Here is a 23,860-nt window from a genome sequence, read left to right as displayed (position 1 = left end):
CGGGGGTGGCGGATCAGACCGGAGGGGACAGGCGGGCGGCGGTGCGCAGCGCGCCCGGGCTGAGCCGGGACAGCAGCAGGCCCGCGTGGGCCTCACCGGTGACCGGGACGATCTCCGGATCCCGGTCGAGGGCGTCGGCGATGCGCCGGGCGGCCTTCTCGGGGGTGTAGCCGCGCAGTCGGTAGAGGCGGTTGAGGCGGTCCTTGGCGGCGGAGTCCTCCCCCAGGCCGGACAGGCGGGCGCTGGAGACGATCCCGGTGTCGATCAGGCCGGGGCACACCGCGGTGACGGAGACGCCCCTGTCCGCGAGTTCGCCGCGCAGGCTGCGGCTGAGCATGAGGACGGCGGCCTTGGTGGTGGCGTAGGCGCCGTAGACGCGGGACGGCAGGTAGGAGGCGGCCGAGGCGGTGTTGACGATGCGCCCGCCGCCTCCGGCCTCGACCATCATCGGGGCGAAGGCGCGGCAGCCGTGGATCACGCCCCACAGGTTGACGTCCACGACCCGTTCCCAGTCCTCGGCGGTGGTGTCCAGGAACGGCCCGGCCACGCCGATCCCCGCGTTGTTGACCACCAGGTCGGGGACCCCGTACTCGTCGCGGACCCACGCGGCGAGCTTGTGCACCGCGGCGGCGTCGGTGACGTCCACGCGCTGGGCGCTCGCCCCCGGGGTGAGCATGGCGGACAGGTCGGCGGTGCGTTCGGCGCCGGGGCCGTCGATGTCGACGGCGACGATCCGGGCGCCGCGTTCGGCGAGCTCGAAGCAGAGCGCGCGGCCGATGCCGCTGCCCGCGCCGGTGACCACGGCGGTGTGGCCGGCGAAGGAACCGCCGTGGCGTCGGGCCTGCTGGGCGGTGAGGACACGGCGGGGGCGCGGCGCCCCCGACTCGATCTCGGCCACGAGGGAGCGCACGCGGTCGGCCACGGCCGCCGGGCGGGAGCGCAGGGTCCAATGCCCGCCCTGGAACCGGTGGAAGCGCAGGTCCGGTGCCCAACGGCCGGCGTTGGACTGGATCTGGTCGACCATGAACGCGTCGCGGGTGGGGGCCAGGACCTGGACGGGGACGTCGGTGCGGCGCTCGGCGGGGCGGGTGAGGCGGGGGATCATGTTGGCGCGGTAGAGCGCGAGCCCGTTGAGGTAGTCGCGGGTGGTGCGCCGGGCGGGGACGCCCGGGCCGCCGCCGACGCGTTCGAGTGCGGACAGGGCGAGGCCGCCGACGCCGGTCAGCCAGGCGGCCTCGGGGACGCCGGGCAGGTGGAAGAACCCGATGTAGCCCGAGCGCAGGGACTGGCGCAGCACGTGGCGCAGGCCGTCGGGGCGGCGGCGGAACCAGTGGCCCGCGTGGTCGAGGTTGGGTCCGGAGACGGCGGTGTAGGAGGCGAAGCGGTGTGCGTGGGCGGCTTCGGTGACCGCGTGCCAGCCCTGGATCGCGCCCCAGTCGTGGCCGACGAGGTGGACGGGGGTGTCCGGGCTGACCGCGTCGGCGACGGCGACCACGTCCTCGGCGAGCCGGTCGAGGCGGTACCCGGAGCGGTCGTCGGGCGCGGTGGAGCGCCCCGCTCCCCGCACGTCGTAGGCGACGACGTGGTGGTCGGTGGCCAGGCGCGCGGCGAGGGCGTCCCAGACGGAGGAGTTGTCGGGGTAGCCGTGGACCAGGAGGAGAGTGGGGCGCGCGGGGTCCCCGGCGGTGTGGACGGCGAGGCTCTGGCCGTCGCCGGTGGTGACGCGGCCGTGGAGGCGGAAGGGGGAGCTCATCGGGTCACCTCGGTGGTGGTGGAGGAGGAGGGCGACGGGAGGGCACGGGCGTCCCACCGGCGCACGTGCGGCAGGTCGTCGTCGAGCCAGTAGGCGTCGTCCTCGGTGACGACGAGGATCTCCTCGAACTTCACGCCGATGTCGCGGAAGCCGATGTGCGGTTCGACCGCCCACATGCCGGGGGTGGCGGGGTGCGCGGAGATGTCCCCGTCGGCCCACAGCGGTGAGCGGTGGTGCATGCGCTCGACGACGAGGTCGCCGACGAGGGTCTGGAGCGAGCGGATCCCGAAGCCCGCGACGACCGCGCGGGGGAGCCGGGAGTGCACCCTGCCGACCTGGTGGGCGATGACGCGGCCCGGATACACCCGGTGGCGGTTGTCGTAGCCCTGTTCTCGGATGAGGGCGTCGACGGCGCGGTAGACGTCCTGGAGGGTGTCGCCCGCGCGGACCCGTTCGACGATGAGGCGGCGGTGGGCGCGCAGGTCGTCCATGAGGCGGTCGTGCAGGGGGTTCTCACCGAGGTAGCCGGAGTAGCCGATGTCGGCGACGTAGCCGTCGCGGACGGGCGCGCAGTCGAGGATGAACGGCATCCCCTCCTCGAGTGCGCGACTGGTCGGAAAGAACTGGAGGGGCACCGTGAAGCCGCGGAAGGCGGTGCGGTCGCCGAACCAGGCGAACGGGGTGTGAAACCAGTCCTGGACCCCGTGTCCTTCGAGGTGCTCGCGGACGCGGCGGGCCGCCTCGCGTTCGGTGACGCCGGGTTCGAGGGTGGCCGCCACGTCGCCGGCGGCCTGGTAGGCGAGCTGTTGGAGCTCGCGGAAGGCGTCGAGCTCGGCCTGAGGGGGTGTGTCCTCGGTCACTTTCGTGTGAGACATGCTGTCATGTTAGACAGGTTGTCAGTAAGTGTCCACGGTCGGGGCCGGCTTTCGCGCACACGGAAACGACCGCGCCCGCCGGGGTGCGGCGGGCGCGGTCGGTGGCCGGTGCGTTCCGGGCCTGGTGGCGGTGGCTGGTCTCGGGGGGACTACGGGGCTAGCGGCCCTCGTACGTGTGCAGCGACTCGCTGATCTTCTCGGCGGCCGACAGCACCGCCTGGGAGTGCATCCGTCCGGGTGAGCGGGTCAGGCGCTCTATCGGTCCGGAGACCGAGACGGCGGCGATCACCCGTCCGCCCGGGCCCGACACGGGAGCCGACACCGACGCGACGCCCTGTTCGCGCTCGGCGACGCTCTGGGCCCAGCGGCGGCGGCGCACCTGGGCGAGGCTGGCCGCCGTGAACCGGGCGCCCACGAGGGAGCGGCGGATGCGGTCGGGGTCCTCCCAGGCGAGCAGCACCTGGGCGGCCGAACCGGCGTTCATGGGGAGTTCGCTGCCCACCGGCACGGTGTCCCGCAGGCCGCTGGTGCGCTCCGACGCGGCCACGCAGACCCGCAGGTCGCCCTGGCGGCGGTAGAGCTGGGCGCTCTCCCCGGTCAGGTCGCGGAGCTGGACGAGAACGGGCGCGGCCACGGCCAGCAGCCGGTCCTCGCCGGTGGCGATGGAGAGCTCGCCCAGGCGCGGGCCCAGCACGAAGCGGCCCTGGCTGTCGCGGGCCACCATGCGGTGCCGCTCCAGGGCGACGGCCAGACGGTGGGCGGTGGGCCGCGCCAGACCGGTGATCTGTACCAACTGGGCCAGGGACGCCGGGCCCGACTCCAAGGCGTCGAGGACCGACATCGTCTTGTCCAGCACACCGACGCCGCTGGATGAGCTAGAGTTGTCCATGACTTGATATTGCCGTCTCGAAATATGGAATGCAAGTCAGCCCGCACGTCCGCGCTGGGTCCACCACCGTCCGGACCCGAGACGAAGAACGAGAGAGGCGATCGCCCATGGCACGCACGATGGCCGAGAAGGTCTGGGAGGAGCACGTCGTCCGACGTGCCGACGGCGAGCCGGATCTGCTCTACATCGACCTCCACCTGATCCACGAGGTGACCAGCCCGCAGGCCTTCGAGGGGCTGCGCCTGGCGGGTCGGTCCGTGCGGCGCCCCGACCTCACCATCGCGACCGAGGACCACAACGTCCCCACCCAGAACCTCCTGGCCCCGATCGCCGACCCCGTCTCCCGCAAGCAGGTCGAGACCCTGCGCAAGAACTGCTCGGACTTCGGCGTCCGCCTGCACCCGATGGGCGACATCGAGCAGGGCGTCGTCCACGTGGTCGGTCCCCAGCTGGGCCTGACCCAGCCCGGCATGACCATCGTCTGCGGCGACAGCCACACCAGCACCCACGGCGCGTTCGGCGCGCTGGCCTTCGGTATCGGCACCAGTCAGGTCGAGCACGTGCTGGCCACCCAGACGCTGCCCATGGCCCCGTTCAAGACCATGGCCGTCACGGTCAACGGCACGCTCAGGCCGGGTGTGTCCGCCAAGGACATCATCCTCGCGGTGATCGCCAAGATCGGCACCGGCGGCGGCCAGGGCTACGTCATCGAGTACCGCGGCGAGGCCATCGAGTCGCTGTCGATGGAGGCCCGCATGACGGTGTGCAACATGTCCATCGAGGCGGGCGCCCGCGCCGGGATGATCGCCCCCGACCAGACCACGTTCGACTACGTGCGCGGGCGCGCCCACGCCCCGAAGGACGAGGACTTCGACGCGGCCGTCGAGCACTGGAAGAGCCTGCGCACCGACGAGGACGCCGTCTTCGACGCCGAGGTGGTCCTGGACGCCGACGAGCTGAGCCCGTTCGTCACCTGGGGCACCAACCCCGGCCAGGGCGTGCCCCTGGACGCCTCCGTGCCCGATCCGGCCGCCTTCGAGGACCCCACCGCGCGCGCCGCCGCCGAGAAGGCCCTGGCCTACATGGACCTGGCCCCCGGCACGCCGATGCGCGAGGTGAGCGTCGACACCGTCTTCCTGGGCTCGTGCACCAACGGCCGGATCGAGGACCTGCGCACCGCCGCCGAGATCATCCGGGGCCGCAAGGTCGCCGACGGCGTCCGCATGCTGGTCGTCCCGGGCTCGATGCGGGTCAAGGAGCAGGCCAACGAGGAGGGGCTCGGCCGGATCTTCGAGGAGGCCGGCGCCGAGTGGCGCGAGGCCGGGTGCTCCATGTGCCTGGGCATGAACCCCGACCAGCTCAAGCCCGGTGAGCGCAGCGCCTCCACCTCCAACCGCAACTTCGAGGGCCGCCAGGGGCGCGGCGGCCGCACCCACCTGGTGTCGCCGCAGGTGGCCGCCGCGACGGCCGTGCGCGGAACGCTGTCCTCGCCCGCCGACCTGGTGTCCCGGTAGGGCCCCGACCACCTAGGAGAGACCTGTCATGGAGAAGATCGACGTCCACACCGGTCGGGCCGTGCCGCTGCGCGCCAGCAACGTGGACACCGACCAGATCATCCCCGCCGTCTACCTCAAGCGCGTGAGCCGCACCGGCTTCGAGGACGGCCTGTTCGCCGAGTGGCGCGGGAGCGACCCCGACTTCGTCCTGAACCGGGCCGAGCACTCGGGCGCGTCCGTGCTGGTGGCGGGCCCTGACTTCGGTACCGGCTCCTCTCGTGAGCACGCCGTGTGGGCCCTGAAGGACTACGGCTTCCGCGCGGTGCTGTCGTCGCGCTTCGCCGACATCTTCCGGGGCAACTCGCTCAAGGGCGGGCTGCTGACCGTCCTGCTGCCCCAGGAGGTCATCGAGAGGCTGTGGGACATGGTCGAGGCCGACCCCGCCACCGAGGTGACCGTCGACCTGGTCAACCGCGAGGTCCGCGCCCCGGGCGTCCAGGAGGCCTTCGAGCTGGACGACTACACCCGTTGGCGGCTGCTGGAGGGGCTGGACGACATCGCCCTGACGCTGCGTCACACGGACGGGATCGGGGAGTTCGAGCAGACGCGCCAGCGCTGGCTGCCCGTGACCCTGTAGACACCGGATCGTGCTCTGGGCGGGGGCTGGCGGGCGGTGTGACGCAGTACACCCGCCAGCCCCCAAATATTTTACCTTTACTTGGTGTGACCGGTCGCTTGCGGCCTTTGCGTCCTTAAGCGCGTCACATGAGGTGCCCGGAATCCGGTTATACGTAGGCATTTGAGCCTCACACACGAGGGCAAAAGGGACGCGTGGGACGGTGTCCCGTGAGCTGAGCCCGCTGCCTTCGGTCACTGGCGCGCAGGTGGGCGAGGGCTCGACACGCCTTCCCCGCAGGCGTTTGTATTTGTGTAACGGGCCGGGCTTCCCCTAATTTCGTGCGAGCAAGGGGGAACCGGAGGAACCTTATGAACAAGCGTGACCTGATCGACGCGATCTCCGCGCGTCTCGGAGACAAGAAGACCGCGACCGAAGCGGTCAACGCTGTGCTCGAGACCATTCAGACCACAGTGGCGTCGGGCGACAAGGTCGCCATCACGGGCTTCGGTGTGTTCGAGAAGTCCGAGCGTGCGGCCCGTACCGCCCGCAACCCCGCCACCGGGGCCACCATCAACGTCCCCGCGAGCTTCGTTCCGAAGTTCCGCGCTGGCGCTGACTTCAAGGCCCTGGTCAACGACGGGAAGAAGTAGTCCCACCGCCCAACGGCGACGGGTCGGCACCGCCCGGGTCCCCGACGGGGGCCCGGGCGGTCCGCGTCCGCGGGGCCGCGTCGGCCAGGGCGTGCCCGTCCATCCGCGCCAGCAGGTCCCGTGTGCGCTCCCCCACACCGAGACGGACCGCCGCCCGCAGGTCCTCGGGGGTGTCCACGTCCCGCCGGACCGAGTCCACGTCCTCCACGACCAGTTCCCGGGCGCCGGAGGCCAGGTGCCGGGCGCGCGAGGCGCCCTCGAACGCCGGTCGGAACGGCTCCCCCGGCTTCGACGCGAGCAGGGTCGTGCCCACACCGGGCGCGTCGGGGAGGAAGGAGCGGCGCCGACCCGACGCCGCCGACAGGACGCGGGCGAGTTCTCCGGGGCGCAGCGCGGGCAGGTCGGCCGACAGGGCGCACACCCCGTTGCCGGGGAGGCGCCGCCGCGCGACCGCGGCCCCGTGCCGCAGCGCGGGGTTGAGCCCCGTGCCCGGTTCACCGCCGACCACGACCGCGCCGAGGGCGGCCAGCGCCTCGCTGGCCCGGGCGTCGTCGGTCACCGCGAACACCGCGTCGACCCGTGCGCAGGCGAGCGCGGCGGCCACCGTGTCGCAGGCCACGGCCAGCGCGAGCTCGCCCCGGAGCGGCCCCGCGGCACGGGCCAGTCGCGACTTGGCCCGGTCGAGGTGCTTGACTGGGACGACCAGGGACCAGCGCACCCCGGCGCCCGCGGCCCCGTCTCGCTCTCCAAAGCCGGTCACGGTCCCCCCGGGCGTCGGATACGGCAACGACAGTGACACGAGGGTAGGCGCTCGGGGCACGGCGCGGCGCGGGGCCCGGCGGGTCGGCCGCCCACCCGGTGACGTGCGTCTCCGGACTGGAGGAGCGGGTACCGGCTCGTCCTACACTGAACCGGTTGTGCTTCGGGGTCCGGACGGGCCGGGAGCGATGAAGTGAGGAGTCCCGTGGCCAAGCAACGAGAATCACGGTGGGTGAAGGTGGTCGTGGCGTGGATCGTGCGCCCCCTCCTCCGCCTGGTGACCAAGCCCGTATGGCGGGGGACCGAGCACGTTCCCGCCCGGGGCGGGGTGATCATCGCCGCCAACCACCTGTCCACCGTCGACCCGCTCACGGTCTCGCACTTCATGTACGTGGGCGCGCGGCGTTGGCCGACCTTCACCATGAAGGACGCGGTCATGCGGATCCCCGTGGTCCGGTCGGTCGCCAGGAGCACGGGGCAGATCCCGATCAAGCGCGGCACCACCGAGGCGGTCAAGGCGCTGCGGGAGGCCGAGCTGGCGCTCACCAGGGACGGCGCCTCCGTGATCTTCTACCCGGAGGGGACCTGCACGCGTGACCCCCAGCTGTGGCCGATGACCGCCAAGACCGGCGTGGCCCGCCTGGCGCTGACCACCGGCGTGCCGGTGGTGCCGGTGGCGCACTGGGGTGAGCAGAACATCCTTCCGTACCAGGGGGAGAAGAAGCTCAGCCTGTTCCCGCCCAAGCGCGTGGAGTTCCTGGCCGGACCGCCGGTGGACCTGTCCCGCTTCCGGGACAGGCCGCTGACCGCCTCGGTCCTCACCGATGCCACCGAGGCGATCATGCGCGACATCACCGACCTCCAGGCGAAGATCCGGGGTGAGGAGCCCCCGGCGGTGCCCTACGACATGAAGCGGGCGCGGGTCGAGGCCCGGGCCGAGCGCACGGTCGAGAAGGACGACGGGGGACCGGCGGAGGACGGGACCTCGGACGACGACAACGGGAAGAACGAGGCGTGACGGGGCTGATGGGCAGCGACAAGGTGAGGATCGCCGTTCTCGGCGCCGGTTCCTGGGGGACCGTGTTCGCCAACATCATCGCGGACGCGGCCGACCAGGCGCGGGTGGAGGAGCCGGGGAGTCCGGAGGTCGAGGTCGTGCTGTGGGGGCGGCGCGCGTCGGTCGTGGACGCGATCAACGAGACCTCGGAGAACCCGGACTACTTCCCGGGGATCACGCTCAACCCGCGGCTGCGGGCGACGGCCGACGCGGCCGAGGCGCTGTCCGAAGCGGACGTGGTGGTGCTGGCGGTGCCCTCGCAGTCGCTGCGGGCCAACCTCGTCCAGTGGCGGGAGCACCTGCGCGACGACGCGGTGATCGTCAGCCTGATGAAGGGCGTGGAGCTGGGCACGCTGCTGCGGGTCAGCCAGATCATCGCCGAGGTCCTGGCGTTCCCCGAGGAGCGGATCGCCGTGGTCTCCGGGCCCAACCTGGCCCGGGAGATCGCCGAGCGCCAGCCCGCCACCGCCGTGGTGGCCTGCCCGCACGAGGAGACGGCCGTGCGGCTCCAGGCGCTGTTCCGGGCGCCGTACTTCCGTCCGTACACGAGCACCGACCTGGTCGGGGTGGAGATCGGCGGCGCGATGAAGAACGTCATCGGGCTCGCCGTGGGCGTCGCGGAGGGGATGGGCCTCGGGGACAACACCAAGGCGTCGCTCATCACCCGGGGGCTGGCCGAGACGACGCGTCTCGCGGTGACCCTGGGGGCCGACGAGCACACCCTGTCCGGGCTGGCAGGGATGGGTGACCTCGTGGCGACATGCTCCTCACCCCTGTCGCGGAACCGGACCTTCGGTGAGAAACTGGGCGCGGGCAAGACCCTGGAGCAGGTCGTCGCGGAGACCAAGCAGACGGCCGAGGGGGTCAAGTCCTCGGAGTCGATCCTCGAACTGGGGTGGCGGCACGGCGTCGACATGCCGATCACCGAGGCCGTCGTCAAGATGATGCACCACGACCTGAGCCCGGCGGAGGCGCTGATCGCGTTCATGGCGCGCAGCACGAAGCCCGAGCGCTACGGGGTCTGAGAGAGAGCAGTATGCCGCGTACACCCGCACCGGGGCCCGACTCGGAGCACACCCTGGCGCAGAACCTCCCGCACGCCCCCGTCCCGGCCGAGCGTCCGATGCGGATGCCGGTCCACCGGGCCACCACCTACGCGTTCGACACCTCGCGGGAGTACGCGGACGTGCTGGCGGGGCGGCGGGAGGGGTACTCCTACGCGCGCATCGACAGTCCGACCGTGGACGCGTTCGCCGAGGGGGTCGCCGCCCTGGAGGGCGGCGGATCGCACGCGCCGGTACGGGGGCAGGCGTTCGCGTCGGGCATGGCGGCGATCAGCACGGTGCTCATGGCGCTGACGCGGGCCGGGTCGCACGTCGTGGCGGCGCGGTCGATCTACGGCAACACGCACTCGCTGCTCGACGGGCTGCTCCGGCGGTTCGGCGTGCGGACGGACTTCGTGGACATCACCGACCTGGACGCCGTGCGGACGGCGGTGCGACCGGACACGGCTGTGCTGTTCACCGAGACGCTGTCCAACCCCACCACGGCGGTGTCCGACCTGCCCGCGCTGGCGCGGATCGCGCGGGAGGCGGGCGCGACCCTCGTCGTGGACTCGACGTTCGCCTCCCCCGTGGTGTGCCGTCCGCTGGAGCACGGGGCGGATGTCGTGCTGCACTCGGCCACCAAGTACATCGGCGGCCACAGCGACGCCACGGGCGGTGTGGCGGTGGCCGCGCCCGAGCTGATCGACCGGATCCGCGCGGCCCGGATCGACCTGGGGCCGTGCCTGGCCCCGGACGAGGCCTATCTGCTGCACCGGGGGCTGGAGACCCTGCCGCTGCGGGTCCAGCGGCAGTGCGAGACCGCCGCCGCGTTCGCCGCCGCGCTGCAGGGGCATCCCGAGGTGGAGCGGGTCGACCACCCGTCCCTGGCCTCGCACCCGCAGGCGGAGCTGGCCGCGAAGCTGTTCGACGCCGGGCGGTGCGGTGCGGTCGTGACCGTGCACCCGCGCGGCGGCAGGGAGGCGGGGATGGCCTTCGCCGACCGGATCAGGCTGGGCACGGTCGCCGCCTCCCTGGGCGGGACGCACACGCTGGTGGGGCACGTGGCCTCCACCACGCACCGCACGATGGGCGAGACCGAACTGGCGGACGCGGGTATCTCACCTGGAGCGGTGCGGTTCTCCATCGGTCTGGAGGACCCCCGACACCTCATCGAGGACGCCCTCGCGGCGCTCGGCGGGGACATTTGACGCGAACGGGATGGTTTCCTGTTTCCGGTTCCATGAAAAGGCGAGATAGGGTCAGGCAGCATGTCGTCCGAGCAGCGCAAGATTCGGGTCGCCGTCGTCTTCGGCGGTCGTAGTTCCGAGCACGAGATCTCCTGCGTCACCGCGGGCAGTGTCCTGTCCGTCATCGACCACGACCGCTACGAGGTCGTGCCGGTCGGCATCACCAAGGCCGGCAACTGGGTCCTGACCCCGGCCGACCCCGAGCGGTTGCGCATCGACGGGGAGACCAAGGCGCTGCCGGCCGTCCCGGAGGACGGCGCGGACCTGGCGCTGCCCTTCGACGCCGCCGGTCAGCTGATGACCGTCGACCCGGAGCACGGCGTGGAGCGCCTGGCCGGGGTGGACGTCGTGCTGCCGCTGCTGCACGGACCGTTCGGCGAGGACGGCACCGTCCAGGGCCTGTTCGAGATGATGGGCGTGCGTTACGCGGGCGCGGGGGTGTTCTCCAGCGCGGCCGCCATGGACAAGGTGTTCATGAAGGCGATGCTCATCGGCAACGGGATCCCGACCAGCGACTACGTGGCGATCACCGACCGTCAGTGGCGGACCGAGCGCAAGAAGGTGCTCGACGACGTCGCCGAGCTCGGCGGGACCGTCTTCGTCAAGCCCGCCCGCGCGGGCAGCAGTGTCGGCATCAGCAAGGTGGGCGACGCGGGGGACGCCGACGCGGTGATCGCCGCCGTCGAGGCCGCGCGCGAGCACGACCCCAAGGTGATCGTGGAGGCGCAGGTCGTCGGGCGCGAGATCGAGTGCGGCGTGCTGGAGGCCGAGGACGGCGGAGCGCCCGACGTCTCCTTCCCCGCCGAGGTGCACGTCGCGGACGGGTTCGACTTCTACGACTTCGAGGCCAAGTACCTCTCCACGAGCAGCCTGACCATCCCGGCGCGGATCCCGGAGGAGGCCACCGCCCGACTGCGCGCGATGGCCGCCGACGTGTTCGAGGCGATGGGCTGCGAGGGGCTGGCCCGGGTGGACTTCTTCTACACCGAGGACGGCGAGATCCTCGTCAACGAGCTGAACACGATGCCCGGATTCACCCCGGCGTCGGCCTTCCCGCAGATGTGGGAGGCGACCGGCGTGGACTACGCGGCGCTCGTCGACCGGATGATCACGACGGCTCTCCAACGGTCGCCGGGCCTGCGCTAGCGACCCACGTGAAGGGCGGGTGACCGAGCCGGTCACCCGCCCTTCACCTGCGCTGGGGAGGGGTCAGCCCCGGGCGGGCGGGTGCCCCGGACCCTGGGGAGACCAGGGGGTGCCGGGAGCCGGCAGGGTCCCCGGCCCGGCCTGGCCCTGGTGCCAACCCGGGGTGTGGGGGCGCTGCCGCCCCTGGGGAACTCCCGGGGGCTGGGGGCCGCCGTGCGGGAGCGCGCCGCCACCGGTTCGCTGGGCGTCGGCGCCGAGCAGCTCCCGGGCCAGGATGGTGCCGCCCGCCGCGGCCGCGGGGAACACCACGATCGCCACGAACGGTATCGCCAGCAGGAAGTACGTGGGCACCGCGTAGCCGAGGACGCGCAGCCGCCGGGTGGCCATGTACCTGCGGCGGTCCCGGACGAGCAGCAGGTCGCGCCGGTCGAACGCCCCGGCCAGGAGTTCGATGGCGAGCAGCCACCCGCCGAGCACCGCCGCCAGGACCGCGCCGACGATCTGCCCGATCAGGGGGACGAACCCGACCGCGAACACGACCAGGGTGACCGCGAGCGAGGCGAGGATGATCCCGAGCGACTGGCGGATCGCCCGCACGATGGAGGCCGCCAGCGACTCGTCGGACCCCTCGGGCGCGTTGCCCAACTGCTCCTCGACCAGCTCGGTGATCTTGTCGTAGATCGGCGAGCCCAAGGTCAGCGTCACCGTCGTGAAGGTCACGACCATGACCAGGACGGCGCCGACCGACAGCGCCACGGCGACCGCGCCACGCAGGACGTCGCGCCAGAGGGGGTCCCACCCCTCCGAGAACGGCGTCGCCCACGCCGCCAGGTCGGACACGTTGACCAGCAGGGTCACGAACAGCGCCAGGAACACCAGCGACGTGAACAGCGGAGGCAGCGCGCCCAGCACGAAGAGGCGCGGACTGCGCACCATCATGCCGAAGCCGCGCGCGAGCGCGCCCGCACCACCGAGGATTTCGCGAAGAGACTTGATCACGCACGCACCCTAGAGGATGGGTCCGCCGGTGTCAGCCGCGCGGGTGACCAGGGGGGTCGGGTTCTGGCCTGCACGCGTCCGTGAAGCTGCCGGAGCCCTTCGGCATCGAGATCGAGGCGACACCACTCCTCACCTAGCAGGGCGGTCTACCGAACGCGCTGGGTGGCCTGGGCGGCCGGCCGGCTTGCTGTCTCCGGGACGTCCGGGGGACTCCTCTGCCCATCACGGTCAGTGAGCGCTCACGGTTCGGAACCACCCCTCCTCCTGCGACAGCTCCGCGTGGGTGCCCGACTGGATCACCTTCCCCTCGCGCACGACGTAGATCCGGTCGACCCGCTCCAGCCCCGCCAGGTCGTGCGTGATCAGCAGGGTCGAGTACCCCTCGGCGGCGTCGAGCAGGTCGTCGATCACCGCGTCGCGGGTGTCCGGGTCCAGGTGCGCGGTCGGCTCGTCCAGGACCAGCACCCGGGGTGACGCGAGCAGGGCGCGGGCCAGCGCCAGCCGCTGCACCATGCCGCCGCTCAGCCCCAGCCCGTGCGTGCCCACCCGGGTGTCCAGGCCCTCGGGCATCGCGGCGACCTCGTCCGAAAGCCGGGCCCGGCGCAGCGCCGCCCACAGCTCGTCGTCCTCCGCGCCGGGCCGCGCCAGCTTGAGGTTCTCCCGGAGCGTCGACGCGAACACGTGCGGATCCTGCGGCACCCCCGACACCATGGCGCGCACCTCGTCCGCCGGGTAGGCGGTCACGTCCGTGCCGCCGATCTCCACCCGCCCCGCATCGGGGTCGCGGAACCGCAGCAGCACCGACGCCAACGTGCTCTTCCCGGCGCCGCTCGGCCCGATCACCGCCACCGTCCACCCGGCCGGGATCTCCAGGTCCACCCCGTCCAGGGCCCAGGGCTCCTCGGGGCCGTACCGCACGCGCAGGTCCCGTACGCGCACCGTCGGGTCGCCCTCCGGCTCCAGCCCCGTACGGGCCGGGGAAGCGATGGCGGGCGGCGTGTCCAGCACCCCGAACAGCCGCGCCCCGCTGGCCCGGATCGCCCCCAGCCTGGCGGCCACCGCGGGCAGCGGCGCCACGATCTCGAACGCTGCGAGCGTGGTCAGCACGAGCACGGCCAGGGACACCGCGCTCAGCGTGCCGCCCTCCACGGCGGTGACGCCCAGCAGCAGCGCCGCCCACACGGTGAGCCCGGTGATCAGCGCGGTCGCCCCCGCGCCGAACCCGAGGATCGCCGCGTCCCGCCGCTCCGTCCGGGCCAGCTCGGCGTCGGCGGCGTTCACCCGCTCCACCTGCCGGTCCATCGCCCCGTAGGCCACCAGGTCCGGAGCCCCGTGCAGGGTGTCCACGAGCGCGGTCGACAGCTCGCCGCGCGCCCTGGCCTGCCGCCGCCCCGGCCCCCGGCCGAGTGCGGCGGCCGCGAGCGGCACCGCCAGACCGGCCAGCAGCAGCCCCGCGGCGAGCAGCGGACCGCCGGGCACGTACACCGTGGTCAGGAAGAGCACGGTCGCCCCACCGGTCACCACCGACACCAGCGGCGGCGTCAGTCCGCGCACGAGCAGGTCCAGCGTCGCCTCGGTGTCGTTGACCAGCCGCGACACCAGGTCGCCCGATCGGAACCGGCCGAACGGCTCGGTGGCCGCCAGCCGCTCGTACACCCGCACGCGGACCTCGGCCAGGGTGCGGAAGGCGGCGTCGTGGGTGACGAGCCGTTCGAGGTAGCGGGCCACACCACGGCTGACGCCCAGGGCCCGGGTGGCCACCACGGCCACCCCGAGCGCGGTGATCGGCGGATGGTCGGCGGCGGTCGCGAGCATCCACGCCGCCACACCCAGCAGGGCGACCCCGGCGCCGGTCGCGGCCGCGCCCAACAGCACGCCCAACGCGAACCGGGTCCCGCGCGGCCACGCCAGGGCGATCATCCGCCGCAGCGGGTCCCGGCCGTTGACGATCCCGTCCGTTCCGTGTTCCACGGGGACCTCCGCCTCGGCGCTCATCGCGACACACTCCGCTCCAGGCTCGGCAGTGGCAGGGTGGCGACGCGCGGCGCGGCGCCGAGCACGTCGTGGGCCCATCCGGTGTCATGGGCGACGATGACGGCGGTCCGCCCCTCCAGGAGCCGCGCGACCGCCGTGCGCACCGCGGCCGCGTTCTCCGGATCCAGGTGGGCGGTCGGCTCGTCGAGCAGGACCAGCGGCGCGTCGCGGCACAGCGCCCGCGCCAGCGCGATCCGCTGCCGCTGACCGGCCGACAGACGTGCGCCGCGCTCGCCCAGGCGGGTGCTGTATCCCTCGGGCAGTGCGGAGACGAACGCGTCGGCCTCGGCCCGCCGCGCGGCCTCGCGCACCCGCTCCATGGACGCGTCCGGGGCACCGAGCCGGATGTTGTCGGCCACCGAGACGTCGAACAGGTAGGGGTGCTGGGGGACCCACGCGATCCCCCGCCGCCAGTCCTCCGCCGGAATGTCCTCCAGCGGTGCCCAGTCCCCACCGGGCGCCCGGACGCTGATCCGGCCCTCGCCGGGTTCGTTCAACCGCAGCAGCAGGGACAGCAGGGTCGTCTTGCCCGCCCCGCTGGGCCCGGTGAGCAGGACGTGCTCCCCAGCGGTGATCTCCAGGTCCAGGCCGGTCAGCGCGGGCAGGTCCCGCCCGGGATAGCGCACACCCACCCCCTCCAGGCGGATGTCTCCGCCGGTGGCGGGGGAGACTCCGCCGGTCGGCGCGTGCTCCCTCCGTTCTCCGGCCTCGGGCTCCCGCGGTTCCCCGGCCCCGACCGCGGTCGCACGGCGGCGGGTGCCGCGGGTGCGGTCCAGTTCGGCGAAGACCTGCTCGGCGGCGGCCACCCCCTCCATGCTCGCGTGGAAGCGCGCGCCCACCTCCCGGAGCGGCAGGTAGGCCTCGGGGGCCAGGATCAGCACGAGCAGGGCCGTCTGGTAGTCCATGTAGCCGCCCAGGAGCCGCAGCCCGATCTCCACGGCCACCAGCGCCACCGCCAGGGTGGCCAGCAGTTCCAGCGCGAACGCCGACAGGAAGGCGATCCGCAGGGTGCCCATGGTCGCCTGCCGGTGCTCCTCGCCCACCCGCCGGATGATGGCCGCCTGCGCCTTGGCACGCCGGAACACCGCGAGCGTGGGCAGCCCCTCGACGACGTCCAGGAAGTGCCCGCCCAGGCGGCTCAGCAGCCGCCACTGGCGGTCGGTGCGCGACTGGGTGTGCATCCCGATCAGCGCCATGAACAGGGGGATCAGCGGCAGTGTCACCAGGATGACGACCCCGGAGATCCAGTCGGCCCAGAACACCACCGCCAGCACCGCGAGCGGGACGATGGCGGACAGCACCAGCTGCGGCAGGTAGCGGGCGAAGTAGTCGTCGAGCGCGTCCAGCCCTCGGGTGGCCAGGGTGACCAGCTCACCCGCCTTGGGGGAGCCCGCCTCGCCGTCGGCTCCGGGTTCGGCCGTCCACACCCGACCGGAGTCGGTCACGTGCGCGACCAGGCGTCTGCGCAGCTGTGACTTGGTCCGCGCGGCGCTGTGCAGGGCGGAGGTCTCGGCCAGGTACGCGAGCACCGCCCGGGCCACGGCCACCCCCGCGACGGCCGCGATCGCCCACCCCAGGGTCCGCATCCCGGCGCCCCCGGCCGCCCCGGTGATGGTGTACGCGAGCAGCCAGGCCTGCGCCAGGATCAGCCCGGTGATGAGCACGCCGCTGGCGACGGAGACGGCCAGGTGGACCCGGACCGCGTCGGCGGTACGCACCAGGCGTGGGTCTAGCGGTTTCAACCGGGTCTCCTTGCCGGGGGATGCTACGGCGGGACGATCTCCTAGGACCCTACTCACTCGATCCGAGGCGCGGCAGGGCCTCTTCGCGCGCTGTGGACAACGTCCGGTGAGGGCCGTACGCGCCGGAGCGCCGTGCGCGGGACGCCGGGCGCACGGGAGGGAACGCCGCGCGTGGGACGTCCGTACGGGGCGATGCGCACGGACGTCCCACGCGCGGTGGCTACGGGGCCGGGGTCGGCGCGGCGCCGGTCGCGCCCGGAGCCGCACCCCCCGAGACCGACGCGCCCGTGACCTGCGCCCCGGTCACGCGTCGGCGGAACACCCAGTAGCTCCACCCCTGGTAGAGCATGACCAACGGCAGGAACACCACGGCCACCCAGGTCATCACCGTGAGCGTGTACTCGCCCGAGGCCGCGTTCGACACGGTCAGGCTGAACGCCGGGTCGGTGGTCGAGGGCAGCACGTTCGGGAACAGCGACCCGAACAGGGCCGTGGACGCCGCCAGGACGGTCACGGCGGTCAGGGTGAAGGCCACCCCCTCCCGTCCGCGCCAGGTCGCGGCGACCCCGCCCACCAGGGCCGTCGCGGCGATCACCACGACCGGCAGGGTCCAGGCGGCTCCGTGGGCGAGCTGCGTCCACGCGAGGAAGGCCGCCCCGGCGGGGATCGCGACGCACGAGGAGGCCAGGGCGGCCCGCCGGGCCCGGACCCGCACCGGACCGTCGGTCTTGAGCGTCAGGAACACCGCCCCGTGCAGGGTGAACAGCGACAGCGTGGTCACGCCGCCGAGCAGGCCGTAGGGGTTGAGCAGGTCGAGGAGGCCCGCGGTGACGATGTGGTCGGCGTCCATCGCCACGCCCCGGACGATGTTGGCGAAGGCCACCCCCCACAGGAAGGCTGGGACGACGCTCCCGAAGAAGATCGCCCGGTCCCACCAGGCGCGCCAGCGCGCGCTGTCCCGCTTGCCCCGGTACTCGAAGGCCACGCCACGCGCGATCAGGGCGACCAGGATGAGGAGCAGCGGCAGGTAGAACCCGCTGAACAGCGACGCGTACCAGGCGGGGAAGGCGGCGAACATCGCGCCGCCCGCCGTGAGCAGCCACACCTCGTTGGCGTCCCAGACCGGGCCGATCGCGTTGATCGCGACCCGGCGGTCGACGGAGTCGCGCCGACCCATGAAGGGCAGCAGCGTGCCCACCCCGAAGTCGAACCCCTCCAGGACGAAGTATCCGGTCCACAGGACCGCGATGGCGACGAACCAGATGACGGTCAGTTCCATGGTCCTCGGCTCCTAGTAGCTGAAGTGCGGGATGCGGGCCTCGTCCTCGTCGTCCTCCAGTTCGGGGACGAGGTGCGACGGCCCGGCCTTGACGTACTTGACCAGCAGCCCGACCTCGACCACGAGGAGGACGCCGTAGAGGGCCGTGAAGACGGCGAGGCTGGTGGCGACCGTCCCGAGGCTGACCCCGGGGGAGACGCTCGCGGCGGTGAGCAGCTCGCCGTGGACGGTCCACGGCTGGCGGCCCATCTCGGTGAGCACCCAGCCCAGGATGTTCGCGGCCAGCGCCGCGGGCAGGGCGAGCATCCCCAGGAAGTAGAACCACGGCCGGGGCGAGCGGCCGCCCCTGGTCAGGAGGAGCCCGAGGATCGCGACCGCGACCCCCGCCATTCCCAGACCGATCATCAGGCGGAACGCCCAGTACACGACGAACACGTTGGGCGTGTAGTCGCCGGGGCCGTAGTACTCCTCGTAGGCCTCCTGAAGGTCGTTCATCCCGTGCACCTCGCCGTCGAACTCCCCGGTGGCCAGGAAGCTGAGGACGTTGGGCACGGTCACGTCGATGGGGTTGTACCGGGCCTCGGTGTCGCCGACGGCGAAGGCGGAGAAGTCGGCGCCCTCCTCGGTGTCCCACAGGGCCTCGGCGGCGGCGAGCTTCATCGGCTCGTACTCGGCGGCGAGCTTGGCCTGGTGGTCGCCGGAGACGACCACGATCATCCCGGCCAGGAGGGTGAAGACCAGCCCGACCTTGAGCGTTCCGCGGAACAGGGCGCGGTCGCCCTTGGGCGGAACCACGCCCGTCACCCCGGTGTCGTCGTGCCGCGTGTTGCGCCAGAGCTTGTAGCAGCTGACGCACACGACGAACAGCCCGGCCGTGATGAACGCGGCCGACACGGTGTGCAGGTAGGTGGACCACGCCTGGTCGTTGCTCAGCACGGCCCAGATGTCGGTGAGCTGGGCGCGGCCGGTCTCCGGGTCGACCTCGTAGCCGACCGGCCGCCGCATCCACGCGTTGGCCGCCAGGATGAAGTAGGCGGACAGGTTGGTCCCGAGCGCCACCAGCCAGATGCAGAGCAGGTGCACCGCGCGCGGCAGCCGGTGCCAGCCGAAGATCCACAGGCCGATGAAGGTCGACTCCAGGAAGAAGGCCAGCAGGGCCTCCATCGCCAGCGGGGCGCCGAAGACGTCCCCGACGAAGCGGGAGTACTCGCTCCAGTTCATCCCGAACTGGAACTCCTGCACGATCCCGGTGACCACGCCCATGGCGAAGTTGATGAGGAACAGCTTCCCGAAGAACTGGGTCGCCTGGAGGTACTCGTGTCTGCCGGTCCGGTACCAGACCGTCTGGAGCACCGCCACGATGAAGGACAACCCGATGGTCAGGGGTACGAAGAGGAAGTGGTAGATCGTGGTGACCCCGAACTGCCACCTCGCGAGATCAAGAGCTTCCATGCCCACCTCTCAGGTACCGACTGGCCGTAGTACTACGCATCGTAGTGCTACGTCGTGTCGTAAGTCTGGGCGGCCCCGGGATAACGCCTGCTCGGCGCGGCCTCGGGGGTGGATGCGGGGGTGGGGGGCTGCGGCGGTGGATCGCGCGAGGTCGCCCGTTCTTCCTGGGATCAGGCCTCTACCTGCGACAACGCGGTCGCGCGGAGGCGGACGGGGTCAGTCCCGCGCGGCCGTCGCCTCGACGTCGACGCCGCGGTCGGCCAGCATGGCCTCCATCGCCTCGATCTCCTTCACCTGGGCGTCGGCCATCCCCTGCGCCAGGTCGGTCACGAGCTCCTCGCCGCCGAGCTCGACCGCCACCTCGGCCATGTCGATGCCGCCCTCGTGGTGGGCGATCATCAGCTCCAGGAACATGATCTCGGCCGCCACTCCCTCGGCGGCCCGGAGGGCGTCCATCTCCTCCGCGGTCGCCAGGCCGGGCATGGTCTCCGGGACGACGCCCTCGCCCGCGCCGTGGTCGTGCTCGGAGCCCTCCATCCACGCCATCGGCGGCTCCGCGCCACGCGAGTTCAGCCCCCACATGGTCAACCAGCCCTGCATGATCCCGATCTGGCCCTGCTGGGTGCGGGCGATGTCGACCGCGACGATCCGCAGCTCCGGGTCCTCGGTCTTCTCCATGATGACGAGCGACATGTCCACGGCCTGGGCGTGGTGGGAGCTCATGTCCCGGAGGAACCCCGCGTCGGCGCTGTTGTCCAACGGGCTGGACGGGCGTCCCACGAGGTAGCCGATCACCAGTGCGAGGGTGACCAGAATCACAGTGATGCCCAGGGGGACGGTGCGACCGGCCGAACGGGGAGATCCGCCCCCGGCGACGCCGTCCGCCTCCTCCGGTCCGAGCGCGGCCTCGTCCGGCGCGTCGTCGGTTCCCCCGGTGGCTCCGGCGGAGGTCTCGCTTCTGTGTCCCATGGACCCATCCTGGTCGAATCGCACGGCTGTGGTGCCAAAGTAGAGGATAGATAAGTCCCATTCGACCGCATGTGTACCGGGAGGCCCAGTGGCCAAGAAGAAGACGGCGGCGGAACGGCGTCGTAGAGCCGCGGAGATGCGGGAACAACGGCTCAAGCTCGAGCGCCGCCGCAAGGTACTCAACATCGCGGGCGTCAGCGCCGCCGCCGCCCTGGTCCTGGGTCTGCTCGCCTTCGCGGTCTTCATGGAGATCCGCAGCCGCATCATCCCCGGCCTGGAGGAGTTCGAGGTCGGCTCCTACCAGCACGTCGACGTCGGCGAGCGGGTGGACTACGCGCAGTCGCCGTCGGTCGGCGGGGACCACTGGGCCTACTGGCAGAACTGCGGTGTCTACCCCGAGGCCGTGACCCCCGAGCTCGGCGTGCACTCCCTGGAGCACGGCGCGGTGTGGATCAACTACGCGCCCGACCTGGCGCAGGATCAGGTGGACGCCCTGGTGGACATGTACAGCCCCGGCGACTACCTGCTCATCACCCCCCACGACGACCTGGACGCGCCGATCGTCGCCTCCAGCTGGGGCCGCCAGATCACCGCCGAGACCGCGGACGACGAGGCCCTCCAGCGCTTCGTCGCCCTCTACGAGCGCGGCACCGACGTTCCCGAGCCGGGTGCCGCCTGCTCCGGCGCGGTCTCCGCGACGGAGTCCGTGGTCGAGGAGGGCCTCGAGACGGGCGACATGGGCTTCCTCGGCGGAGGGGGCCCGATGGACGACGGCTCCGGCGCCGACACCGGCGCGGACGAGGACCAGGACGCCGAGGGCGACGCCGCCGACGACGAGGAGCGGGCGGACGAGGAGTCCGGGAACGAGGAGGACGCCGCTGCCTCGGACGCGCCCGCCGAGGAGTAACCCCTCACTCCCTCACCGATCCCTCCCGCCGCACGACCAGGGGCCGCCGACGCACCGTCGGCGGCCCCTCTCTCGTCTTTCGTCGTGTTCCCCGTCTCCGCGCGGCCCGCGCGCCCGGGGTCAGAGCCGACCCTCGGGCAGCGGCGGGATGTGCTCCTCGACGAGCGCGCTCAGGGTGGTCAGCGCGGCGGCCGGAGGGCCGTGGCTCGGCGGCACCGTCAGCTCGACGTAGGCGGTGTGGCCCACCGCCACGAACATGGCGGGATCGTCGGCGGGCACCGGAAGCCAGGGCACCCCGTCGACCTCCTGGAGGGGGGCGTCGACGGTCAGCGCCGCGGGACGGGGGATTCCGCAACGCACACCGATCGGGGGATCGCCCCACGCCGCCATCACGTCGGACTCGGGGCGCACGTTCGCGCGTTCGGCGTCCAGGAGGGTGTCGGGAAGCGCGGCGACGAACGCGGTACAGACCTCCGTGGTCGTCCCGTCGACCGCGGGCGGTTCCATCCGCACGGTCCCCGCCCCGCACCCGGTCACCAACAGGACGGCGGCGACGGCCGCTCCCACACCGGCTCTCCCCACGGTCAGCACCCCCACCCGTCCCGTCAGATGTTGACGATCGGGCAGGTCAGGGTGCGGGCGATCCCGTCCAGCCGTTGGATCCGGGCCACGACCAGGGCGCCCAGGGAGTCGACGTCGTCGGCGTGGGCCTGGACGATCACGTCGTAGGGCCCGGTGACGTCGTGCGCCTCGTCGACGCCCTCGATCTCCCTGATCCGCCCCGCGACCTCGGCGGCCCGCCCGACCTCGGTCTGGATCAGGATGTATGCCTGCACCATGTGAACTCCTTCGTGTGTGCCGGGTGTGAGGTGGAGCGGCCCCGGCCGAGCCGACGGTGCGGCCGATGACGAACAGGTGACAAACGTGGGTCTAGACCACCGTTCCGGAGCGTCACCGTACCCTGATCCCTGTGTTGAGCACCATTGGGGGTCTTGGTGAGTTCGCTCTGATCACACGTGTGACGAGCAAATTCCCCGCGACGCAAGATGTAATCCTCGGACCCGGCGACGACGCGGCGGTCGTCGCGGCGCCCGACGGCAGGACGGTCGCCACCACGGACGTGCTGGTCGAAGGGCGTCACTTCCGTCGGGAGTGGTCGTCGGCGCGCGACGTCGGACACCGTGCCGTGGCCCAGAACTTCGCCGACGTCGCCGCCATGGGCGCCCGCCCCACCGGGCTGCTCATCGGCTTCGCCGCGCCTTCCGACCTGCCCGTCTCCTGGGTGGAGGAGTTCGCCGCCGGGGTGCGCGACGAGTGCGCGCTGGCGGGCGGCGCCGTCGTGGGCGGGGACACGGTGGCGTCCGACACACTGACCGTCGCGATCACCGCGCTCGGCGATCTCCAGGGGCGCGCGCCCGTACGCCGCGACGGCGCCCGCCCGGGCGACGTCGTGGCCTACTGCGGCCACCTCGGACTGTCGGCGGCCGGCCTCGCCCTCCTGGAGGCGGGGATCGACGGCCCCGCGGAGTGCCTGTCCGAACACCGCAGGCCGAGCCCGCCCTACACCGAGGGGCCGGTGGCGGCGAGGGCGGGGGCCACCGCCATGCTCGACGTGAGCGACGGCCTCGCCCAGGACCTCGGCCACGTCTGCCGTGCCAGCGGGGTCCGCGTCGACCTCGACCCCGACGCGCTCCGCCCCGACCCCGCCCTCCTGGAGGGGGTCCGCCTCTTGGGCACGAGGCCGGAGGACGCCGAACGCGTCGCCCGTGACCTCATGGTCGGCGGCGGGGAGGACCACGCCCTGGCCGCGACGTTTCCACCCGACGTCGACCTCCCCGAGAACTGGATCCGGATGGGCGGCGTCCTCACTGGTGGAGGGGAGGCCGGGGAGGGGACCGACCCGTCGGAGCGAACGCCCGTCACCGTGGGCGGCCGACCACCGGCCCGGAGCGGGTGGGATCACTTCCGCGAACGTTGACACTGCCGGGATTTGTCCCGTTTGGCGATCGCGCTAGGCTGTGCCAACGCGGCTCGCGCCGTCCGCTGGGCGGCCCGCCCGTCCTCGTGGAGCGCGAAGAGCCCCGGAACGTTCGTCACCGCCCGGGCACGGAAGGTCCGCGACCGGCGTCCATCCGGCGAGGGCCGGCAGGAGCGGAGCATCGTCGAGAGGCGGTTTATGGGGCGGCACGTGTCGCGGCACGACTCCCGGCGCGGTGTGCACCGCAGCGAACGGGAGGACGCCGGTGTGCTGCGGCGGATCGGCGGCTACCTGGAGAGCACCGTCCCCAAGCGCGTCGAACCCCCGCGGCTGATCAACGTCCTCGTCGTGTCCGGAGTCATCCTCGGCCTGCTGCTCTTCGGCTACAGCACGACCCAGATCTACCTCCAGTTCGGCGGTTCGCCGGGTGCGACACAGATCCCGGGCACCCAGGACGGGGCGCGTCCGAGCCACGGGGCCTCACCGGACGACGAGGAGGACGGCTCCTCCGGCGAGCGCGGCGAGGAGGTCCAGTCGGGCGTGGAGCCCACCACGGTGGTGTACGAGCTCGTCGAGACCAGTGCGACGGGGTTCACGGCGCGGGTCACCATCACCAACACCTCCCGGGTCACGCTGGACGCCTGGGAGTTGGCCCTGGCCTTCGACACCGCGGAGGTCATCGAGGTCCGCGACGCCGACTGGGAACCGTTCTCGGACGGCATCCTCGCCGGTCAGCCCGGTTCCCAGGAGGACCTGGAGCCCGGCGACTCGGCGACGCTCGAACTCGACGCCCTCGGCGCACCGCAGTACCCGGTGCGCTGCTCGCTCAACGGCCACGTCTGCGCCCTCTGAGCCGCCGCGTCGCGCCCCGGACGGGGGCGGGGCCCGGCCAACCGGGTCCCCGGACACGCCGAAGGCCCCCCGACCAGTGATCGGAGGGCCTTCGTCGAATCCAGAAGGCTG

22 protein-coding genes are annotated in these 23,860 nt (G+C 72.5%); 10 read left to right on the top strand and 12 right to left on the bottom strand.

The genetic code is table 11. The features are described 5' to 3' along the window. Nucleotides 1-13: 13 nt before the first annotated feature. The 3 genes from AB0I72_RS12175 to AB0I72_RS12165 all read right to left on the bottom strand — a co-directional run bounded on the left by AB0I72_RS12175 (nt 14) and on the right by AB0I72_RS12165 (nt 3,517). A complete protein-coding gene (locus tag AB0I72_RS12175; RefSeq protein WP_358566304.1) occupies nt 14-1,753 on the bottom strand; it encodes an SDR family oxidoreductase in 1,740 nt (579 codons plus the stop codon). Continuing rightward, a complete protein-coding gene (locus AB0I72_RS12170; RefSeq protein WP_358566301.1) occupies nt 1,750-2,628 on the bottom strand; it encodes a M24 family metallopeptidase in 879 nt (292 codons plus the stop codon). Before AB0I72_RS12170 ends, AB0I72_RS12175 begins: the two co-directional genes overlap by 4 nt. Nucleotides 2,629-2,785: 157 nt before the next feature. Continuing rightward, the gene (locus AB0I72_RS12165) at nt 2,786-3,517 is read right to left on the bottom strand and encodes an IclR family transcriptional regulator (protein ID WP_193789746.1); all 732 of its coding nucleotides are present in this window, start codon (nt 3,515-3,517) and stop codon (nt 2,786-2,788) included. A gap of 107 nt (nt 3,518-3,624) precedes the next feature. Here AB0I72_RS12165 and leuC point away from each other — a divergent pair, with 107 nt between their 5' ends. From leuC to AB0I72_RS12150, 3 genes are all read left to right on the top strand, one after another. Continuing rightward, nucleotides 3,625-5,031 carry a 3-isopropylmalate dehydratase large subunit gene (leuC, locus tag AB0I72_RS12160; RefSeq protein WP_358566296.1) on the top strand — a complete coding sequence of 469 codons (1,407 nt, stop codon included), beginning with the start codon at nt 3,625-3,627 and terminating at the stop codon, nt 5,029-5,031. 28 nt (nt 5,032-5,059) lie between these two features. After that, nucleotides 5,060-5,650, top strand: coding sequence for a 3-isopropylmalate dehydratase small subunit (gene leuD / locus AB0I72_RS12155; protein WP_358566293.1), 591 nt, complete (start codon nt 5,060-5,062; stop codon nt 5,648-5,650). Between the two features lie 350 nt (nt 5,651-6,000). Then, nucleotides 6,001-6,282, top strand: coding sequence for an HU family DNA-binding protein (locus AB0I72_RS12150; RefSeq protein ID WP_075927139.1), 282 nt, complete (start codon nt 6,001-6,003; stop codon nt 6,280-6,282). On the opposite strand, the gene cofC is transcribed toward AB0I72_RS12150, so the two are convergent. Next, nucleotides 6,263-7,042, bottom strand: coding sequence for a 2-phospho-L-lactate guanylyltransferase (gene cofC / locus AB0I72_RS12145; RefSeq protein WP_358566289.1), 780 nt, complete (start codon nt 7,040-7,042; stop codon nt 6,263-6,265). The two genes, AB0I72_RS12150 and cofC, sit on opposite strands and share 20 nt — an antisense overlap. 204 nt (nt 7,043-7,246) lie before the next feature. Here cofC and AB0I72_RS12140 point away from each other — a divergent pair, with 204 nt between their 5' ends. Genes AB0I72_RS12140 through AB0I72_RS12125 form a run of 4 tightly spaced genes read left to right on the top strand, consistent with a single transcriptional unit; the run spans nt 7,247 to nt 11,537 of the window. Beyond that, nucleotides 7,247-8,059: a lysophospholipid acyltransferase family protein gene (locus tag AB0I72_RS12140; protein ID WP_358566286.1), complete on the top strand. Its 813-nt coding sequence runs from the start codon at nt 7,247-7,249 to the stop codon at nt 8,057-8,059. 8 nt (nt 8,060-8,067) lie between these two features. Further along, complete coding sequence (locus AB0I72_RS12135) at nt 8,068-9,123, top strand: NAD(P)H-dependent glycerol-3-phosphate dehydrogenase (RefSeq protein ID WP_358566667.1); 1,056 nt, start codon at nt 8,068-8,070, stop codon at nt 9,121-9,123. Nucleotides 9,124-9,134: 11 nt separating this feature from the next. Further along, nucleotides 9,135-10,352, top strand: coding sequence for an aminotransferase class I/II-fold pyridoxal phosphate-dependent enzyme (locus tag AB0I72_RS12130; RefSeq protein ID WP_358566283.1), 1,218 nt, complete (start codon nt 9,135-9,137; stop codon nt 10,350-10,352). Nucleotides 10,353-10,412: 60 nt separating this feature from the next. Then, entirely contained in the window at nt 10,413-11,537 is a 1,125-nt protein-coding gene (locus AB0I72_RS12125) for a D-alanine--D-alanine ligase family protein (protein WP_358566280.1), read from the top strand. A 63-nt stretch (nt 11,538-11,600) separates the two neighbouring features. Here the strand turns inward: AB0I72_RS12125 and AB0I72_RS12120 are convergent, their stop codons facing one another. From AB0I72_RS12120 to AB0I72_RS12095, 6 genes are all read right to left on the bottom strand, one after another. After that, complete coding sequence (locus AB0I72_RS12120) at nt 11,601-12,536, bottom strand: EI24 domain-containing protein (RefSeq protein WP_358566277.1); 936 nt, start codon at nt 12,534-12,536, stop codon at nt 11,601-11,603. Between the two features lie 228 nt (nt 12,537-12,764). Then, on the bottom strand, nt 12,765-14,531 hold the full coding sequence (cydC, locus tag AB0I72_RS12115) for a thiol reductant ABC exporter subunit CydC (protein ID WP_358566274.1): 1,767 nt from the start codon (nt 14,529-14,531) through the stop codon (nt 12,765-12,767). Further along, nucleotides 14,528-16,312 carry a thiol reductant ABC exporter subunit CydD gene (gene cydD, locus AB0I72_RS12110; protein ID WP_358566271.1) on the bottom strand — a complete coding sequence of 595 codons (1,785 nt, stop codon included), beginning with the start codon at nt 16,310-16,312 and terminating at the stop codon, nt 14,528-14,530. Before cydD ends, cydC begins: the two co-directional genes overlap by 4 nt. Nucleotides 16,313-16,532: 220 nt before the next feature. Beyond that, complete coding sequence (gene cydB / locus AB0I72_RS12105) at nt 16,533-17,591, bottom strand: cytochrome d ubiquinol oxidase subunit II (protein WP_358566268.1); 1,059 nt, start codon at nt 17,589-17,591, stop codon at nt 16,533-16,535. Between the two features lie 12 nt (nt 17,592-17,603). Beyond that, nucleotides 17,604-19,043 (bottom strand): cytochrome ubiquinol oxidase subunit I, encoded by a 1,440-nt coding sequence (locus tag AB0I72_RS12100; protein ID WP_358566265.1) that lies wholly within the window; start codon nt 19,041-19,043, stop codon nt 17,604-17,606. A 216-nt stretch (nt 19,044-19,259) separates the two neighbouring features. Continuing rightward, entirely contained in the window at nt 19,260-20,012 is a 753-nt protein-coding gene (locus tag AB0I72_RS12095) for a DUF305 domain-containing protein (protein WP_358566262.1), read from the bottom strand. A gap of 88 nt (nt 20,013-20,100) precedes the next feature. Between AB0I72_RS12095 and AB0I72_RS12090 the strand changes: the two genes are divergently transcribed. Beyond that, nucleotides 20,101-20,919 (top strand): DUF3105 domain-containing protein, encoded by an 819-nt coding sequence (locus tag AB0I72_RS12090; protein ID WP_358566259.1) that lies wholly within the window; start codon nt 20,101-20,103, stop codon nt 20,917-20,919. A gap of 120 nt (nt 20,920-21,039) precedes the next feature. Here the strand turns inward: AB0I72_RS12090 and AB0I72_RS12085 are convergent, their stop codons facing one another. Together AB0I72_RS12085 and AB0I72_RS12080 are read right to left on the bottom strand one after the other, a co-directional pair. After that, nucleotides 21,040-21,486, bottom strand: coding sequence for a DUF3515 domain-containing protein (locus AB0I72_RS12085; RefSeq protein ID WP_358566256.1), 447 nt, complete (start codon nt 21,484-21,486; stop codon nt 21,040-21,042). Nucleotides 21,487-21,524: 38 nt separating this feature from the next. Beyond that, nucleotides 21,525-21,758: an Lrp/AsnC ligand binding domain-containing protein gene (locus AB0I72_RS12080; protein WP_358566253.1), complete on the bottom strand. Its 234-nt coding sequence runs from the start codon at nt 21,756-21,758 to the stop codon at nt 21,525-21,527. 131 nt (nt 21,759-21,889) lie between these two features. On the opposite strand from AB0I72_RS12080, the gene AB0I72_RS12075 reads away from it, so the two are divergent. Next, nucleotides 21,890-22,897: a thiamine-phosphate kinase gene (locus AB0I72_RS12075; RefSeq protein WP_358566250.1), complete on the top strand. Its 1,008-nt coding sequence runs from the start codon at nt 21,890-21,892 to the stop codon at nt 22,895-22,897. Between the two features lie 198 nt (nt 22,898-23,095). Next, complete coding sequence (locus tag AB0I72_RS12070; RefSeq protein ID WP_358566247.1) at nt 23,096-23,749, top strand: cellulose binding domain-containing protein; 654 nt, start codon at nt 23,096-23,098, stop codon at nt 23,747-23,749. The last annotated feature ends 111 nt before the right edge of the window (nt 23,750-23,860 follow it).

The sequence above is a fragment of the Nocardiopsis sp. NPDC049922 genome, assembly GCF_040660275.1.
GTDB lineage: Bacteria > Actinomycetota > Actinomycetes > Streptosporangiales > Streptosporangiaceae > Nocardiopsis.
The sequence above is the reverse complement of the archived record's forward strand: the minus strand, read 5'-3'. Positions and strand labels throughout refer to the sequence as shown.

Excerpts from the sequence above, each read along its gene's own strand:
- AB0I72_RS12175 (WP_358566304.1), bottom strand. The coding sequence starts at position 1,753 with ATGAGCTCCCCCTTCCGCCTCCACGGCCGCGTCACCACCGGCGACGGC.
- AB0I72_RS12170 (WP_358566301.1), bottom strand. The coding sequence starts at position 2,628 with ATGTCTCACACGAAAGTGACCGAGGACACACCCCCTCAGGCCGAGCTC.
- AB0I72_RS12165 (WP_193789746.1), bottom strand. The coding sequence starts at position 3,517 with ATGGACAACTCTAGCTCATCCAGCGGCGTCGGTGTGCTGGACAAGACG.
- leuC (WP_358566296.1), top strand. The coding sequence starts at position 3,625 with ATGGCACGCACGATGGCCGAGAAGGTCTGGGAGGAGCACGTCGTCCGA.
- leuD (WP_358566293.1), top strand. The coding sequence starts at position 5,060 with ATGGAGAAGATCGACGTCCACACCGGTCGGGCCGTGCCGCTGCGCGCC.
- AB0I72_RS12150 (WP_075927139.1), top strand. The coding sequence starts at position 6,001 with ATGAACAAGCGTGACCTGATCGACGCGATCTCCGCGCGTCTCGGAGAC.
- AB0I72_RS12135 (WP_358566667.1), top strand. The coding sequence starts at position 8,068 with ATGGGCAGCGACAAGGTGAGGATCGCCGTTCTCGGCGCCGGTTCCTGG.
- AB0I72_RS12130 (WP_358566283.1), top strand. The coding sequence starts at position 9,135 with ATGCCGCGTACACCCGCACCGGGGCCCGACTCGGAGCACACCCTGGCG.
- AB0I72_RS12125 (WP_358566280.1), top strand. The coding sequence starts at position 10,413 with ATGTCGTCCGAGCAGCGCAAGATTCGGGTCGCCGTCGTCTTCGGCGGT.
- cydC (WP_358566274.1), bottom strand. The coding sequence starts at position 14,531 with ATGAGCGCCGAGGCGGAGGTCCCCGTGGAACACGGAACGGACGGGATC.
- cydB (WP_358566268.1), bottom strand. The coding sequence starts at position 17,591 with ATGGAACTGACCGTCATCTGGTTCGTCGCCATCGCGGTCCTGTGGACC.
- AB0I72_RS12100 (WP_358566265.1), bottom strand. The coding sequence starts at position 19,043 with ATGGAAGCTCTTGATCTCGCGAGGTGGCAGTTCGGGGTCACCACGATC.
- AB0I72_RS12095 (WP_358566262.1), bottom strand. The coding sequence starts at position 20,012 with ATGGGACACAGAAGCGAGACCTCCGCCGGAGCCACCGGGGGAACCGAC.
- AB0I72_RS12080 (WP_358566253.1), bottom strand. The coding sequence starts at position 21,758 with ATGGTGCAGGCATACATCCTGATCCAGACCGAGGTCGGGCGGGCCGCC.
- AB0I72_RS12070 (WP_358566247.1), top strand. The coding sequence starts at position 23,096 with ATGGGGCGGCACGTGTCGCGGCACGACTCCCGGCGCGGTGTGCACCGC.